15 protein-coding genes are annotated in these 16,633 nt (G+C 69.8%); 13 read left to right on the top strand and 2 right to left on the bottom strand.

All coding sequences use genetic code 11. The features are described 5' to 3' along the window. Positions 1-462 precede the first annotated feature (462 nt). The 11 genes from pdxS to ACZ39I_RS28280 all read left to right on the top strand — a co-directional run bounded on the left by pdxS (position 463) and on the right by ACZ39I_RS28280 (position 12,177). Positions 463-1,368 carry a pyridoxal 5'-phosphate synthase lyase subunit PdxS gene (gene pdxS, locus ACZ39I_RS28230; protein WP_057614185.1) on the top strand — a complete coding sequence of 302 codons (906 nt, stop codon included), beginning with the start codon at positions 463-465 and terminating at the stop codon, positions 1,366-1,368. A gap of 6 nt (positions 1,369-1,374) precedes the next feature. Then, on the top strand, positions 1,375-1,980 hold the full coding sequence (gene pdxT / locus ACZ39I_RS28235) for a pyridoxal 5'-phosphate synthase glutaminase subunit PdxT (RefSeq protein ID WP_467247433.1): 606 nt from the start codon (positions 1,375-1,377) through the stop codon (positions 1,978-1,980). A gap of 49 nt (positions 1,981-2,029) precedes the next feature. Continuing rightward, positions 2,030-2,782: a YebC/PmpR family DNA-binding transcriptional regulator gene (locus ACZ39I_RS28240; RefSeq protein WP_020117485.1), complete on the top strand. Its 753-nt coding sequence runs from the start codon at positions 2,030-2,032 to the stop codon at positions 2,780-2,782. 109 nt (positions 2,783-2,891) lie between these two features. Next, positions 2,892-3,431, top strand: coding sequence for a crossover junction endodeoxyribonuclease RuvC (ruvC, locus tag ACZ39I_RS28245; protein ID WP_467247435.1), 540 nt, complete (start codon positions 2,892-2,894; stop codon positions 3,429-3,431). After that, entirely contained in the window at positions 3,428-4,033 is a 606-nt protein-coding gene (gene ruvA, locus ACZ39I_RS28250) for a Holliday junction branch migration protein RuvA (protein WP_467247437.1), read from the top strand. Before ruvC ends, ruvA begins: the two co-directional genes overlap by 4 nt. 10 nt (positions 4,034-4,043) lie before the next feature. Next, a complete protein-coding gene (gene ruvB, locus ACZ39I_RS28255) occupies positions 4,044-5,114 on the top strand; it encodes a Holliday junction branch migration DNA helicase RuvB (protein ID WP_352389995.1) in 1,071 nt (356 codons plus the stop codon). Positions 5,115-5,288: 174 nt separating this feature from the next. Next, positions 5,289-5,822, top strand: coding sequence for a preprotein translocase subunit YajC (gene yajC / locus ACZ39I_RS28260; RefSeq protein WP_467247439.1), 534 nt, complete (start codon positions 5,289-5,291; stop codon positions 5,820-5,822). Between the two features lie 131 nt (positions 5,823-5,953). Further along, the gene (gene secD / locus ACZ39I_RS28265) at positions 5,954-7,717 is read left to right on the top strand and encodes a protein translocase subunit SecD (protein WP_467247441.1); all 1,764 of its coding nucleotides are present in this window, start codon (positions 5,954-5,956) and stop codon (positions 7,715-7,717) included. Between the two features lie 2 nt (positions 7,718-7,719). After that, a complete protein-coding gene (gene secF / locus ACZ39I_RS28270; protein WP_451475724.1) occupies positions 7,720-8,835 on the top strand; it encodes a protein translocase subunit SecF in 1,116 nt (371 codons plus the stop codon). Then, positions 8,832-9,371: an adenine phosphoribosyltransferase gene (locus tag ACZ39I_RS28275; RefSeq protein ID WP_467247443.1), complete on the top strand. Its 540-nt coding sequence runs from the start codon at positions 8,832-8,834 to the stop codon at positions 9,369-9,371. The genes secF and ACZ39I_RS28275 overlap by 4 nt, the downstream gene beginning before the upstream one ends. Before the next feature lie 238 nt (positions 9,372-9,609). Beyond that, the gene (locus tag ACZ39I_RS28280) at positions 9,610-12,177 is read left to right on the top strand and encodes a RelA/SpoT family protein (RefSeq protein WP_467247445.1); all 2,568 of its coding nucleotides are present in this window, start codon (positions 9,610-9,612) and stop codon (positions 12,175-12,177) included. 63 nt (positions 12,178-12,240) lie between these two features. On the opposite strand, the gene ACZ39I_RS28285 is transcribed toward ACZ39I_RS28280, so the two are convergent. Both ACZ39I_RS28285 and ACZ39I_RS28290 read right to left on the bottom strand, forming a co-directional pair. Continuing rightward, entirely contained in the window at positions 12,241-13,470 is a 1,230-nt protein-coding gene (locus ACZ39I_RS28285) for a DUF349 domain-containing protein (protein ID WP_467247447.1), read from the bottom strand. 135 nt (positions 13,471-13,605) lie between these two features. Continuing rightward, positions 13,606-14,424, bottom strand: coding sequence for a peptidylprolyl isomerase (locus tag ACZ39I_RS28290; protein WP_467247449.1), 819 nt, complete (start codon positions 14,422-14,424; stop codon positions 13,606-13,608). Between the two features lie 180 nt (positions 14,425-14,604). Here ACZ39I_RS28290 and ACZ39I_RS28295 point away from each other — a divergent pair, with 180 nt between their 5' ends. Both ACZ39I_RS28295 and hisS read left to right on the top strand, forming a co-directional pair. Then, positions 14,605-15,312, top strand: coding sequence for an MBL fold metallo-hydrolase (locus tag ACZ39I_RS28295; protein WP_351992377.1), 708 nt, complete (start codon positions 14,605-14,607; stop codon positions 15,310-15,312). An 11-nt stretch (positions 15,313-15,323) separates the two neighbouring features. Continuing rightward, a complete protein-coding gene (hisS, locus tag ACZ39I_RS28300; RefSeq protein ID WP_467247451.1) occupies positions 15,324-16,586 on the top strand; it encodes a histidine--tRNA ligase in 1,263 nt (420 codons plus the stop codon). Positions 16,587-16,633: the final 47 nt, after the last annotated feature.

The raw sequence follows: 16,633 nt of genomic DNA on the forward strand, positions 1-16,633 counted from the left end.
GACGTCGGCCGCCAGTGGCCTTGCGTGGCCTGGAGGGCAACCAGATCCGGCTTTCGGCCGGGAAGCGCTGGTGCCCTGCGGGGCAATGGTTCGGCGGACGGGCACGAGTCGCCCCTGGCCCGGGTAGGACAGTGACCAGCGTCAGCTGGCGAGTCTTCCGCGGCCCGGAGGGCGATCAGACCAGCCCCCGGCCGGGAAGCGTCGGCGTCCTGCGGCGCAACGGCTCAGCGGATCGGCCGCCGCGTCCTCCTCCGTGACCCGGAGGGCAACCAGATCCGGCCACCGATTGCGCAGCGCCCCCGCACTGCCCATCCGCGGTCTCGCCGACCGGCGCGGCCCGCCCCCGGAACCCCGCAGCGGCAAAAACGATCCACCGCCTCCCCATTGGCCCTTGCTGTGGCCTGGTCCGGTGGCGTTTCCTCGGTGCTGCAGCAGTCCCTTTCACTTCAGCGAGGTCAACCCGTGTCCAGCATCGAGAACCAGGCTCCCGAGACCGGCACCGCGCGCGTGAAGCGCGGTATGGCGGAGCAGCTCAAGGGCGGCGTGATCATGGACGTCGTCACGCCGGAGCAGGCGAAGATCGCGGAGGACGCGGGCGCCGTCGCCGTCATGGCGCTGGAGCGGGTCCCGGCAGACATCCGCAAGGACGGCGGCGTGGCGCGCATGTCCGACCCGGACATGATCGAGGGCATCATCGAGGCCGTCTCGATCCCGGTCATGGCCAAGTCCCGCATCGGCCACTTCGTCGAGGCCCAGGTCCTGCAGTCCCTCGGCGTCGACTACATCGACGAGTCCGAGGTCCTCACCCCGGCCGACGAGGTCAACCACTCCGACAAGTGGTCCTTCACGACCCCCTTCGTCTGCGGTGCCACCAACCTGGGCGAGGCCCTGCGTCGCATCGCCGAGGGCGCGGCCATGATCCGCTCCAAGGGCGAGGCCGGCACCGGAAACGTCGTGGAGGCCGTCCGCCACCTGCGCCAGATCAAGAACGAGATCGCCCGCCTGCGCGGCTACGACAACCACGAGCTGTACGCCGCCGCCAAGGAGCTGCGCGCCCCGTACGAGCTGGTCAAGGAGGTCGCCGAACTCGGCAAGCTCCCCGTGGTGCTGTTCTCCGCCGGTGGCGTCGCCACCCCCGCCGACGCCGCGCTGATGCGCCAGCTCGGCGCTGAGGGCGTCTTCGTCGGCTCCGGCATCTTCAAGTCCGGCGACCCCGCCAAGCGCGCCGCCGCCATCGTGAAGGCGACCACCTTCTACGACGACCCGAAGATCATCGCGGACGCGTCCCGCAACCTCGGCGAGGCCATGGTCGGCATCAACTGCGACACCCTCCCCGAGACCGAGCGCTACGCCAACCGCGGCTGGTAACCACTCATGAGCACTCCTGTCATAGGCGTCCTGGCCCTCCAGGGCGACGTCCGGGAGCACCTCGTCGCCCTGGCCGCGGCCGACGCCGTGGCCAGGCCGGTGCGGCGCCCCGACGAACTCGCCGAGGTGGACGGCCTCGTCATCCCCGGCGGCGAGTCCACCACCATCTCCAAACTGGCAGTCCTGTTCGACGTGATGGAGCCCCTTCGCGCGCGCGTGCGCAACGGCATGCCGGTCTACGGCACCTGTGCGGGACTGATCATGCTGGCCGACAAGATCCTCGACCCGCGTTCGGGCCAGGAGACGATCGGCGGCATCGACATGATCGTGCGCCGCAACGCCTTCGGACGCCAGAACGAGTCCTTCGAGGCGGCGGTCGACGTGAAGGGTGTGCCGGGCGCCCCCGTGGAGGGCGTCTTCATCCGCGCCCCCTGGGTGGAGTCCGTCGGCGCCGAGGCCGAGGTGCTCGCCGAGCACGGCGGCCACATCGTCGCGGTCCGTCAGGGCAACGCGCTCGCCACGTCGTTCCACCCGGAACTGACTGGCGACCACCGCGTGCACTCTCTCTTTGTCGACATGGTGCGCGCGTACCGGACGCGGGAGTCCTTGTAGGATCTCAGGCGTTGGTTGCAGAGATGGGTTACGCGAAGGAGACAGGCAGATGTCCGGCCACTCTAAATGGGCCACGACGAAGCACAAGAAGGCCGTGATCGACGCCAAGCGCGGCAAGCTCTTCGCGAAGCTGATCAAGAACATCGAGGTCGCGGCGCGCATGGGCGGCGTGGACCTGGACGGCAATCCGACGCTGTACGACGCCGTGCAGAAGGCGAAGAAGTCGTCGGTTCCGAACAAGAACATCGACTCCGCGATCAAGCGTGGCGGCGGTCTCGAGGCCGGCGGCGCCGACTACGAGACGATCATGTACGAGGGCTACGGCCCCAACGGTGTCGCGGTGCTCATCGAGTGCCTGACCGACAACCGCAACCGCGCCGCCTCCGACGTGCGTGTCGCCATGACCCGCAACGGCGGCAACATGGCCGACCCCGGTTCGGTGTCGTACCTCTTCAACCGCAAGGGCGTCGTCATCGTCCCCAAGGGCGAGCTCACCGAGGACGATGTGCTCGGCGCGGTCCTGGACGCGGGCGCCGAGGAGGTCAACGACCTGGGCGAGTCCTTCGAGATCCTCAGCGAGGCCACCGACCTGGTCGCCGTCCGCACCGCTCTCCAGGACGCCGGGATCGACTACGACTCCGCCGACGCCAACTTCGTCCCGACCATGCAGGTCGAGCTGGACGAGGAGGGCGCCAGGAAGATCTTCCGGCTGATCGACGCCCTCGAGGACAGCGACGACGTCCAGAACGTCTTCGCCAACTTCGACGTCAGCGACGAGGTCATGGAAAAGGTCGACGCCTGAGCCGACGCTCAGCTGCCAACGGGCCGACGGGACACACCCGTCGGCCCGTCGCTCTGTCGGTGGCACCCGATAGCCTGCACAAACAGGCGAATCGAAGAGAGGGGGGCGCGTGCGCGTACTCGGGGTGGACCCCGGTCTCACGCGATGCGGCGTCGGCGTGGTCGAGGGGGTCGCGGGCCGCCCGCTCACGATGATCGGCGTCGGGGTCGTCCGCACGCCCGCGGACGCAGAGTTGGGGCAGCGGCTCGTCGCCGTCGAGCAGGGCATCGAGCAGTGGCTGGACGAGTACCGGCCCGAATGCGTCGCCGTGGAGCGGGTGTTCAGCCAGCACAACGTCCGTACGGTGATGGGCACCGCCCAGGCCAGCGCCGTCGCCATGCTGTGCGCCGCCCGCCGCGGCATCCCCGTCGCCCTGCACACCCCGAGCGAGGTCAAGGCCGCCGTCACCGGCAGCGGCCGCGCCGACAAGGCCCAGGTCGGCGCCATGGTCACCCGCCTGCTGCGGCTCGACGCGCCGCCCAAGCCGGCCGACGCCGCCGACGCCCTCGCACTCGCCATCTGCCACATCTGGCGCGCGCCCGCCCAGAACCGACTCCAGCAGGCCGTCGCCCTGCACGCAGCCACAGCACGGAAAGGCCGTACGGCATGATCGCCTTTGTGAGCGGCACGGTCGCCGCACTCGCTCCCGACACCGCGGTGGTCGAGGTCGGCGGTGTCGGCATGGCGGTGCACTGCACGCCGAACACGCTGTCGACCCTCCGTCTCGGTCAGCCGGCCAAGCTCGCCACCTCCCTGGTCGTACGCGAGGACTCCCTCACTCTCTACGGCTTCGTCGACGACGACGAGCGCCAGGTCTTCGAGCTGCTCCAGACCGCCAGCGGAGTCGGCCCGCGGCTGGCCCAGGCCATGCTGGCCGTGCACGCCCCGGACGCCCTGCGCCGGGCAGTGGCCACGGGCGACGAGAAGGCGCTCATCGCCGTGCCCGGCATCGGCAAGAAGGGCGCCCAGAAGCTGCTCCTGGAGCTCAAGGACCGGCTCGGCGAGCCGCTCGGCGCCCCCGCGATCGGCGCCCCCGTCAGCCAGGGCTGGCGCGACCAGCTGCACGCCGCCCTGATCGGCCTCGGGTACGCCACCCGCGAGGCCGACGAGGCCGTCAACGCCGTCACCCCGCAGGCAGAGGCGTCCGAGGGCACGCCTCAGGTCGGCCAACTGCTGAAGGCCGCCCTGCAGACCCTGAACCGCGCCCGCTAGGAGAACGTCAGTGAACTGGGACGACACCACCGACGAGACCGCCGCCGAGCGGCTCGTCGGTGCGTCCGCCGACCGTGAGGACCAGGCCGTCGAGGCCGCCCTGCGCCCCAAGGACCTGGACGAGTTCATCGGCCAGGAGAAGGTCCGCGAACAGCTCGACCTGGTCCTGCGGGCCGCACGCGCGCGGGGTGCCACCGCCGACCACGTGCTGCTCTCCGGCGCCCCCGGCCTCGGCAAGACCACCCTCTCGATGATCATCGCGGCCGAGATGAACGCCCCGATCCGGATCACCTCCGGCCCCGCCATCCAGCACGCCGGCGACCTCGCGGCGATCCTCTCCTCCCTCCAGGAGGGAGAGGTCCTCTTCCTCGACGAGATCCACCGCATGTCGCGGCCCGCCGAGGAGATGCTCTACATGGCGATGGAGGACTTCCGCGTCGACGTCATCGTCGGCAAGGGCCCCGGCGCCACCGCCATCCCGCTGGAGCTGCCCCCCTTCACCCTGGTCGGCGCCACCACCCGCGCGGGTCTGCTGCCGCCCCCGCTGCGCGACCGCTTCGGCTTCACCGCGCACATGGAGTTCTACGAACCCGCCGAGCTGGAGCGCGTCATCCACCGCTCGGCCCACCTGCTCGACGTCGAGATCGGCTCCGACGGCGCCGCCGAGATCGCGGGCCGCTCCCGCGGCACGCCCCGTATCGCCAACCGTCTGCTGCGCCGGGTCCGCGACTACGCCCAGGTCAAGGCCGACGGAGTCATCACGCGGGACATCGCGGCGGCGGCGCTCAAGGTCTACGAGGTCGACGCCCGCGGTCTCGACCGCCTCGACCGCGGAGTCCTGGAGGCCCTGCTCAAGCTCTTCGGCGGCGGCCCGGTCGGCCTGTCCACGCTCGCCGTCGCGGTGGGGGAGGAGCGCGAGACCGTCGAAGAAGTGGCCGAGCCCTTCCTCGTCCGGGAGGGTCTGCTCGCCCGCACCCCGCGCGGACGAGTCGCCACTCCCGCCGCATGGGCGCATCTCGGCCTCACCCCGCCCCGCTCGGCAGCCACGGGAAACGGACAACAGGACCTGTTCGGGACGTGACGCGATCGTGACGGCGCGGGCATTGGCCGGGTCAGGAACCCTGGTGCCATGCTGAGCGTTGTTCACTGCGCGCGGACTCGCTTAGACTCCGCCGATGCCGCCCTTGTCGGCGGCAGACATACCCCCAACCATCAGGCCGCTCACCTCGCGGTCGCGTGAAGGAAGTACCGACCCGTGAGTCTCGTGACCCTCCTCCCGTTCATCGTGCTCATCGGGGCCATGTTCCTGATGACCCGCTCGGCCAAGAAGAAGCAGCAGCAGGCCGCGAGCATGCGGAACGACATGCAGCCCGGCAGCGGCGTCCGCACCATCGGGGGCATGTACGCCACGGTCAAGGAGGTCAACGAGGACACGGTCCTCCTCGACGCCGCTCCCGGCGTCGATCTTCTCTTCGCGAAGAACGCCATCGGTGCCGTCCTGACCGACGACGAGTACAACCGCATCGTCCACGGCATCGAGCACGACCTGAAGTCCGACTCCGACGTCGTCCCCGACGACGCCTCCTCCCTCACCGACACCGAGACCGACGAGTCCGCCGACGAAGCTGCCGCCGCCTCCGACGAGAAGTCCGTCGACCTCGGTAAGAAGGACACGGCAGAGGAGCCCGCCGACGACGCGCCCGCCAAGGCCGACGCCGGGACCGAGGCCGCCGAGGCGAAGTCGGACGACGAGCCGAAGAAGACCGACGGCGAGTCCGACGCGAAGTAGTCGCACTCCGGGGCGCGCGGACCAGCTCCGCGCGCCCCGGACCTGCGCGGCTCGCACGGAATCCCGACACCAGTCATGGCCGCCCGCCCGCCGATCCGGCGCGAGAGCGGCCCGAGAGGGAGTACGAGAAGGTGGCAGCACCCAAAAGGGGCCGGAGCGCGAGTGCCCAGAGCAAGCCAGGGCGCACGCTGGCCCTGATCCTGATCGCCATCGTGGCGCTCACCGGTGGAATGTTCCTCTCCGGACACACCACCCCGCGTCTCGGCATCGACCTGGCCGGAGGCACCAGCATCACGCTGGAGGCCAAGGCCGACCAGGGGTCCGCGATCAACAAGGCCAACATGGACACCGCGGTCGACATCATGAACCGCCGTGTCAACGGCCTGGGCGTCTCCGAGGCGGAGGTGCAGACCCAGGGTGATCGCAACATCATCGTGAACATCCCCAAGGGCACCAACTCCAAGGAGGCCCGCGACCAGGTCGGCACCACCGCCAAGCTGTACTTCCGTCCAGTCCTGGCCCAGGAGGCCACCGGCAGCGCCGCGGCCACCTCGCCGAGCCCGTCCGCCAGCGGCTCCTCGACCGCCTCGCCGAGCCCCTCCGCGAGCAAGTCCGGCTCCACCGGCGAGAAGGCGACCTCGTCGTCCTCCCCGTCGGCCTCCGCCACCTCGCAGGGCCGCGCCGTCACCGACGCGCTGAAGGCCGACTCCACGCCGTCGGCGTCCGCGAAGGCGTCGAGCTCCCCGTCCCCGTCGGCCTCCGCGAGCGGCGGCACCGGCACCTCCTCTGCCGACGCCAAGCTCCAGGCGCAGTACGCGGCCCTGGACTGCTCGAAGAAGGCGCAGCGCACCACCGCGGGCGACGGCGCCAAGCCGGGCGAGACCACCGTGGGCTGCGGCGAGAGCTCAGGCGTCTGGTACAAGTACCTGCTCGGCCCGGCCGCCGTCGACGGCACCGAGGTCAAGAAGGCCCAGGCGGTCTTCGACACGCAGACCGCTGCCGGCTGGCAGGTCACCATGGCCTTCAACGGCAAGGGCGCCAAGAAGTTCGCGGACATCACGGGCCAGCTGGCGAAGAACACCCAGCCGCAGAACGAGTTCGGCATCGTCCTCGACGGCGAGGTCGTCTCCAGCCCCTACGTCAGCTCCTCGATCACCGGCGGCAGCGCCCAGATCTCCGGCAGCTTCACGCAGGACGAGGCCCAGAACCTCGCCAACATGCTGTCGTACGGCGCTCTCCCGCTCTCCTTCCAGGAGCAGAGCGTGACCACCGTGACCGCCGCGCTCGGCGGTGACCAGCTGCACGCCGGTCTCCTCGCCGGTGCCATCGGCCTCCTGCTGGTCGTGATCTACCTGGTGGCCTACTACCGGGGCCTGTCGCTCGTCGCGATGGCCTCGCTGCTGGTCTCCGGCATCCTCACCTACGTGCTCATGGCGCTGCTCGGCCCGGCCATCGGCTTCGCGCTGAACCTGCCGGCCGTGTGCGGTGCCATCGTCGCGATCGGTATCACCGCGGACTCGTTCATCGTGTACTTCGAACGCATAAGGGACGAGATCCGGGAGGGCCGCTCGCTGCGCCCCGCCGTCGAGCGGGCCTGGCCGCGTGCCCGGCGCACCATCCTGGTCTCCGACTTCGTGTCGTTCCTCGCCGCCGCGGTGCTGTTCATCGTGACGGTCGGCAAGGTCCAGGGCTTCGCGTTCACGCTCGGCCTGACCACCGTGCTCGACGTGGTCGTGGTCTTCTTCTTCACCAAGCCGCTGATGACGCTGCTGGCCCGCCGGAAGTTCTTCGCGAGCGGCAGCAAGTGGTCCGGCCTCGACCCGAAGAGCCTGGGCGCCAAGCCACCGCTGCGCCGCACCCGCCGCCCCGCCCCCGCCCACACGAAGGAGGCGTGAGCATGTCGAAACTCGGCAACCTCGGCGCCCGACTGCACCGTGGCGAGATCAGCTACGACTTCATCGGTCACCGCAAGCTCTGGTACGGCATCTCGATCCTGATCACCATCACGGCGATCCTGGGACTCGCGGTACGCGGCCTCAACATGGGCATCGACTTCCAGGGCGGCGCGGTCTTCACCACCGAGAAGACCAGCGTCTCGGTGTCCCAGGCCGAGGACTTCGCGAAGGAGGCCTCCGGCCACGACGCCGTCGTGCAGAAGCTCGGCAACGGCACGCTGCGCATCCAGATCGCCGGCATGGACACCAAGCAGTCCGACCAGATCAAGACGGACCTGGCCAAGGACTTCAAGGTCGACCCGGAGACCATCGCCGCCGACCTGGTCGGCCCCAGCTGGGGCGACCAGATCGCCAACAAGGCCTGGCAGGGTCTGGCGATCTTCATGGTCCTCGTCGTGATCTATCTCGCGATCGCCTTCGAGTGGCGCATGGCCATCGCGGCGCTCGTCGCCCTGATCCACGACATCACCATCACCGTCGGCATCTACGCCCTCGTCGGCTTCGAGGTCACGCCGGGCACGGTGATCGGTCTGCTGACCATCCTCGGTTACTCGCTCTACGACACGGTGGTCGTCTTCGACTCCCTCAAGGAGCAGACGAAGGACATCACCAAGCAGAACCGCTGGACCTACAGCGACATCGCCAACCGTTCGATCAACGGCACCCTGGTCCGCTCGATCAACACCACGGTGGTCGCGCTGCTGCCGGTGGCGGGCCTGCTGTTCATCGGTGGCGGCTTCCTCGGCGCGGGCACGCTCAACGACATCTCGCTGTCGCTGTTCGTCGGTCTCGCCGCCGGTGCGTACTCCTCGATCTTCATCGCCACCCCGCTCGTCGCCGACCTCAAGGAGCGCGAGCCGGCGATGAAGGCCCTCAAGAAGCGGGTCCTGGCCAAGCGCGCCCAGGGGGCGTCCGTCGAGGAGGAGATGGCCGACGACGCGCCTTCCGTCCGCGACGACGAGCCGGACGACGACACCGCCCACGCGGTCGTCGGCCCGCGCACCCAGCCCGCGTCCCGGGGCCGTGGCCGTGGCCGTCCCTCGGGGAAGCGCCGATGACCGACGTCGAGGAGTTGCTGCTCAGCCGTATCCGCGATGTCGCCGACTACCCGGAGCCGGGGGTGATGTTCAAGGACATCACCCCGCTCCTGGCGGACCCGGCGGCGTTCACGGCCCTCACCGACGCGCTGGCCGCGGTCGCCGCGGACACCGGTGCCACGAAGGTCGTCGGTCTGGAGGCCCGGGGCTTCATCCTCGGCGCCCCGGTCGCGATCCGCGCGGGACTCGGCTTCATCCCCGTGCGCAAGGCCGGCAAGCTCCCCGGGGCGACCCTGAGCCAGGCGTACGACCTGGAGTACGGCTCGGCGGAGATCGAGGTGCACGCGGAGGACCTGTCCGCCGACGACCGTGTCCTGATCGTCGACGACGTGCTGGCCACGGGCGGCACCGCCGAGGCGTCCATCGAGCTGATCCGCCGTGCGGGCGCCGAAGTCGCCGGCCTCGCGGTCCTGATGGAACTGGGCTTCCTGGGCGGGCGGGCCCGCCTGGAGCCGGCCCTGGCCGGAGCCCCGCTGGAAGCACTGCTGGTGGTCTGATCCGCCGACAGCAGCACGCACGCACTGCGCAACGGCCGTTCCGGGAGACCGGGACGGCCGTTCCGTGTGAGGGCGCGCGGATCACTTCCCGAACCCCGCAAAGCCGGCCCCCAGTCCGTCGCGTTCCAGAGGTAGACGTCCCTCACATCGGTCCGAAGGCGATCCCGGGGCGCAGGATCGCTACCATGGGTTCTCCGGAGCCTGACCTGGGGACCCGGATCGCGCACGAGGAGTCCTCTTGCCAGACGAGGCCCAGCCACTCGCCCCCGGTGCTGAACGCCTGGGGGGACCTCCAGCCGCCAAGCCCGAGCCCGCCTCGGCGCCCGCGGCGAAGCCCGCGCCGGACGCGAAGAACGCGACGAGCGACGCCCGCGGGCCGGTCGAGCACGCCCAGTCCGCGCCCGTCGACAAGCCGGCCGAGCCGCCCCGGCCCAAGCCCGCCTCTGCCGAGCCCGCCACACCGGCCACCCCGGCGGCCCGCCCGAACACCGGCCAGTCCGCCCGCACCGGCTCCTCCAACCGCGTCCGCGCCCGTCTCGCCCGTCTCGGCGTCCAGCGCTCCAACCCGTACAACCCGGTCCTGGAGCCCCTGCTGCGGATAGTGCGCAGCAACGACCCGAAGATCGAGACGGCGACGCTGCGTCAGATCGAGAAGGCCTACCAGGTCGCCGAGCGCTGGCACCGGGGCCAGAAGCGCAAGAGCGGCGACCCGTACATCACGCACCCCCTCGCGGTGACCACCATCCTCGCCGAGCTCGGCATGGACCCGGCGACCCTGATGGCCGGGCTGCTGCACGACACCGTCGAGGACACCGAGTACGGCCTCGACCAGCTCCGCCGCGACTTCGGCGACTCGGTCGCCTTGCTCGTCGACGGCGTCACCAAGCTGGACAAGGTCAAGTTCGGCGAGGCCGCGCAGGCGGAGACCGTGCGCAAGATGGTCGTCGCCATGGCCAAGGACCCGCGCGTCCTGGTCATCAAGCTCGCCGACCGGCTGCACAACATGCGCACCATGCGCTACCTGAAGCGCGAGAAGCAGGAGAAGAAGGCGCGCGAGACGCTGGAGATCTACGCTCCGCTCGCCCACCGCCTCGGCATGAACACCATCAAGTGGGAGCTGGAGGACCTCGCCTTCGCGATCCTCTACCCCAAGATGTACGACGAGATCGTGCGGCTGGTGGCCGAGCGGGCGCCCAAGCGGGACGAGTACCTGGCCATAGTGACCGACGAGGTGCAGTCCGACCTGCGCGCCGCCCGGATCAAGGCCACCGTCACCGGCCGCCCGAAGCACTACTACAGCGTCTACCAGAAGATGATCGTCCGCGGCCGCGACTTCGCGGAGATCTACGACCTGGTCGGCATCCGAGTCCTCGTCGACACCGTCCGCGACTGCTACGCCGCCCTCGGCACCGTGCACGCGCGATGGAACCCGGTCCCCGGCCGGTTCAAGGACTACATCGCGATGCCCAAGTTCAACATGTACCAGTCGCTGCACACGACGGTCATCGGACCGAACGGCAAGCCGGTCGAACTGCAGATCCGCACCTTCGACATGCACCGCCGTGCCGAGTACGGCATCGCCGCGCACTGGAAGTACAAGCAGGAGGCCGTCGCCGGCACCTCCAAGGTCCGCTCGGACCAGCCGAGGACCACCGGCAAGGACGACCACCTCAACGACATGGCGTGGCTGCGTCAGCTCCTCGACTGGCAGAAGGAGACCGAGGACCCCGGCGAGTTCCTGGAGTCCCTGCGCTTCGACCTCTCGCGCAACGAGGTCTTCGTCTTCACGCCCAAGGGCGACGTGATAGCGCTGCCGGCCGGTTCCACCCCGGTGGACTTCTCGTACGCGGTGCACACCGAGGTGGGCCACCGCACCATAGGAGCCCGGGTCAACGGCCGTCTCGTACCGCTGGAGTCGACCCTGGACAACGGCGACCTCGTCGAGGTCTTCACGTCCAAGGCGGCCGGGGCCGGACCGTCCCGGGACTGGCTGAACTTCGTGAAGTCGCCGCGGGCCCGCAACAAGATCCGCGCCTGGTTCTCCAAGGAGCGCCGCGACGAGGCGATCGAGCAGGGCAAGGACGCCATCGTCCGCGCGATGCGCAAACAGAACCTGCCGATCCAGCGCATCCTCACCGGCGACTCCCTCGTCACGCTCGCGCACGAGATGCGGTACTCGGACATCTCCGCGCTGTACGCGGCGATCGGCGAGGGGCATGTCTCCGCGCAGAACATCGTGCAGAAACTCGTCTCCGCGCTCGGCGGCGAGGAGGCGGCCACCGAGGAGATCGACGAGTCGGTCCCGCCGTCCCACGGCCGCGGGCGCAAGCGCCGCACCAGCACGGACCCGGGCGTCGTCGTCAAGGGCGTCGACGACGTGTGGGTCAAGCTGGCCCGCTGTTGCACCCCCGTCCCGGGCGATCCGATCATCGGCTTCGTCACCCGCGGTAGTGGCGTATCGGTTCACCGCAGCGACTGCGTCAACGTGGAGTCACTGTCCCGGGAGCCCGAGCGCATCCTCGAGGTCGAGTGGGCGCCCACGCAGTCCTCGGTCTTCCTGGTCGCCATCCAGGTCGAGGCCCTGGACCGCTCCCGGCTCCTCTCGGACGTCACCCGCGTCCTGTCCGACCAGCACGTCAACATCCTCTCCGCGGCCGTCCAGACCTCCCGCGACCGCGTCGCCACCTCCCGCTTCACCTTCGAGATGGGCGACCCGAAGCACCTCGGTCACGTCCTGAAGGCGGTCAGGGGCGTGGAGGGCGTGTACGACGTGTACCGCGTGACGTCGGCGCGGAACAGGTCGTAGAAGACATGCGAAAGGGCCCCGCACCAAGGTGCGGGGCCCTTTCGCATACGGTCACACGCGGCCTCAGCCGCCGAACTCCTCAAGACCCTTGAGGGCCTGGTCCAGGAGCGCCTGGCGGCCCTCCAGCTCACGCTCCAGCTTGTCGGCCCTGGAGTTGTTGCCCTGGGCGCGCGCCTGGTCGATCTGGCCCCTGAGCTTGTCCACGGCGGCCTGCAGCTGGCCGGTCAGCCCCGCGGCACGCGCGCGTGCCTCCGGGTTGGTCCGGCGCCACTCGGTCTCCTCGGCCTCCTGCAGGGCGCGCTCGACGGCGTGCATCCGGCCCTCGACCTTCGGCCGGGCGTCCCGCGGAACGTGACCGATGGCCTCCCAGCGCTCGTTGAGCGCGCGGAAGGCGGCGCGGGCGCTCTTCAGGTCGCCGATCGGCAGGAGCTTCTCGGCCTCCTCGGCCAGCTCCTCCTTCAGCTTGAGGTTCTCGGTCTGTTCGGCGTCCCGCTCGGCGAACACCGAGCTGCGGGCGGCGAAGAACACGTCCTGGGCGCCGCGGAAGCGGTTCCACAGGTCGTCCTCGTGCTCGCGCTGGGCGCGACCCGCCGCCTTCCACTCGGTCATCAGCTCGCGGTAGCGCGCGGCCGTCGGACCCCAGTCCGTCGACCCGGACAGCGCCTCGGCCTCGCCGACCAGCCGCTCCTTGGTCCTGCGGGCATCCTCGCGCTGGGCGTCCAGCGACGCGAAGTGGGCCTTGCGACGCTTGGAGAACGCCGAGCGGGCGTGCGAGAAGCGGTGCCACAGCTCGTCGTCGGACTTGCGGTCCAGGCGCGGCAGACCCTTCCAGGTGTCCACCAGCGCGCGCAGCCGCTCACCGGCGGCCCGCCACTGGTCGGACTGGGCCAGCTCCTCCGCCTCGACGACCAGCGCCTCCTTGGCGTGCCGGGCCTCGTCGGACTGCTTCGCGCGCTGCTGCTTGCGCTCCTCACGGCGCTTGTCGACGGTCTCCACGAGCTTGTCCAGCCGCACCTTGAGCGCTTCCAGGTCGCCGACCGCGTGATGCGCGTCGACCTGCTCGCGGATGTGGTCGATGGCCGCCATAGCGTCCTTCGCCGACAGGTCGGTGGTCTTCACCCGCTTCTCGAGGAGGCCGATCTCGACAACCAGGCCCTCGTACTTGCGCTCGAAGTAGGCCAGGGCTTCCTCGGGGGAGCCGGCCTGCCAGGAACCGACGACCTGCTCGCCGTCGGCCGTTCGCACGTACACGGTCCCCGTCTCGTCGACGCGGCCCCACGGGTCGCTGCTCACAGCGCCTCCTCCACATGATGCCTGCGGGAGGCTTCCTCGCCCCCGGACATCGTCCACAGTTTCGTCACGGCCAACATAGGCGACCGGCGGGTTGCCTGTCCGCATCCCGCGCGACCGAAATTCCGCACTTGACGGTCAGGATTTGGTGACCGTCGCCTTGTTGATCACGACGGTCGCGTTCGGTGCGCCGTCGCCCGCGCCGGTGCTCTCACCGGCCGCGGCGATCTTCTTCAGCACCTTCATACCGGATGCCGAGATGGTGCCGAACGGCGTGTAGCTCGGCGGCAGCTGGCTGTCCTGGTAGACGAGGAAGAACTGGCTGCCGCCGGTGTGCGCCTGCCCGGTGTTCGCCATCGCGACGGTGCCCGCCGGGTAGACGTTGGACTTGAGGCTCTTGTCCTTCAGGTTCTCGTCCGGGATGGTGTAGCCCGGTCCGCCGCTGCCGGAACCCGTCGGGTCGCCGCACTGCAGGACGTAGATTCCGTTGGTGGTGAGCCGGTGGCACTTGGTGTGGTCGAAGAAGCCCTTGTTCGCCAGGAAGTCGAACGAGTTCACGGTGTGCGGGGCCGCCGACGTCTTCAGCGCGATGTCGATCTTCCCGCAGGTCGTCGCGAGGTCAAGGGTGTACTTCGCCGACTTGTCGATGGACAGCGCCGGCTCCTTCTTCCAGGTCTGGGTCTCGACCTTGCCGGCGGCCGGCTTCTCGCACGGGTCCGGCGCCTTGCTGGTCGGCGCCGCGCTGGGAGTGGTCTGAGCGCTCGCGCTGGCCTTGTCGTCGTCCTTCATGACTCCGGACGTGTAGAGCGCCAGGCTGCCCACCAGTATCACGCCGAGCACCGACGCGATCACAGAGTTGCGTACACGGGCCTTGCGGCGCGCGGCCGTGCGCCGCTGCTGCTGCCGCAAGAACTTCTCCCGCGCGAGCTGCCGCTTCCGCTGTTCCTGGGTGACCACGGGGTTCTCTCCTCATGCGTCTCGTACGCCGACCGGTACGCATGCGTCCTATGAACCGACCGCCTGCGTGTGCCCCGTACCGTATATGGGTTCGCTGAGGAATCGGCAGCGCCGGTAGGCTCTGACCACTGGGGCAGCCGCCCGGAAGACCGCCCGTACCCACACAAAACGAGGACGATCGTGCTCATTGCCGGGTTCCCCGCCGGGGCCTGGGGGACGAACTGTTATCTCGTCGCCCCCGCCGCCGGTGAGGAGTGCGTGATCATCGACCCCGGCCACCAGGCCGCCGAAGGCGTCGAGGAAGCGCTGAGAAAGCATCGGCTCAAGCCCGTCGCGGTCGTCCTCACGCACGGCCACATCGACCACGTGGCCTCGGTCGTCCCGGTGTGCGGAGCGCACGGCGTACCGGCGTGGATCCACCCCGAGGACCGCTACATGATGAAGGACCCGTCGATGGGTCTCGGGCGTTCCATCGGGATGCCGCTCATGGGCGAGATCACCGTGGGAGAGCCGGACGACGTCAAGGAGCTGACCGACGGCGCGAAGCTGGAGCTCGCGGGCCTGGAGCTGTCCGTCGCGCACGCGCCGGGCCATACCAAGGGGTCGGTGACCTTCCGGATGCCCGAGACCGCGGAGATCCCCTCCGTGTTCTTCTCCGGGGATCTGCTGTTCGCCGGCTCCATCGGACGCACCGACCTGCCCGGCGGCGACATGGCCGAGATGCTCGACTCGCTGGCCCGCGTGTGCCTGCCGCTCGACGACTCGACCGTGGTGCTGTCTGGCCACGGCCCCCAGACGACCATCGGCCAGGAGCGCGCCACCAACCCGTATCTGCGGGACGTGGCCGCGGGCCAGGGAGCCACCGAGGCTCCCCGACGAGGAATGTGACAAGAGACTTCGTGAGCACCTTTCAGGCCCCCAAGGGCACGTACGACCTGATCCCGCCGGACAGCGCCAAGTTCCTGGCCGTCCGGGAGGCGATCGCCGCTCCGCTGCGCACGTCGGGCTACGGCTACATCGAGACCCCCGGCTTCGAGAGCGTCGAGCTGTTCGCGCGCGGGGTCGGTGAGTCCACCGACATCGTGACCAAGGAGATGTACGCCTTCGAGACCAAGGGCGGCGACAAGCTGGCCCTGCGCCCCGAGGGCACGGCGTCCGTGCTGCGCGCGGCGCTGGAGGCCAACCTGCACAAGACGGGCAACCTGCCGGTCAAGCTCTGGTACTCCGGCTCGTACTACCGCTACGAGCGTCCGCAGAAGGGCCGCTACCGGCACTTCTCGCAGGTCGGTGCCGAGGCGATCGGCGCGGAGGACCCGGCCCTCGACGCCGAGCTGATCATCCTGGCCGACCAGGCGTACCGCTCGCTGGGCCTCAGGACCTTCCGCATCCTGCTCAACAGCCTGGGCGACAAGGAGTGCCGGCCGGTGTACCGGGAGGCACTGCAGAACTTCCTGCGGAGCCTGGACCTCGACGAGGACACCCTGCGCCGGGCGGACATCAACCCGCTGCGCGTCCTCGACGACAAGCGCGAGTCGGTGCAGAAGCAGCTCGGGGACGCCCCGCTGCTGCGGGACTACCTGTGCGACGCCTGCAAGGCGTACCACGAGGAGGTCCGCGAGCTGATCACCGCGGCGGGCGTGGCCTTCGAGGACGACCCGAAGCTGGTGCGCGGCCTCGACTACTACACCCGTACGACCTTCGAGTTCGTCCACGACGGTCTGGGCTCCCAGTCCGCGGTGGGCGGCGGCGGCCGTTACGACGGTCTGTCGGAGATGATCGGCGGCCCCGCGCTCCCGTCCGTCGGCTGGGCCCTCGGCGTCGACCGCACGGTCCTCGCCCTGGAGGCGGAGGGCGTGGAGCTCGAACTCCCCTCCGCGACCAGCGTGTTCGCGGTGCCGCTGGGGGAGGAGGCCCGCCGGATCCTGTTCGCCAAGGTCACCGAACTGCGCAAGGTGGGCATCGCGGCGGACTTCTCCTACGGCGGCAAGGGCCTCAAGGGCGCCATGAAGAACGCCAACCGCAGCGGCGCCCGCTACACGATCGTGGCCGGCGAACGCGACCTCGCCGAGGGCGTCGTACAGCTGAAGGACATGGAGTCCGGGGAGCAGTCGGCGATCGGGGTCAACGAGATCGTGGCGGAGCTGGAGTCCAGGCTCGGCTGACGGATTCGCATGGGAGGGGCGCCGGTCGTGAGGCCGGCGCCCTTGTC

The organism is Streptomyces sp. NPDC024687 (genome assembly GCF_055559055.1).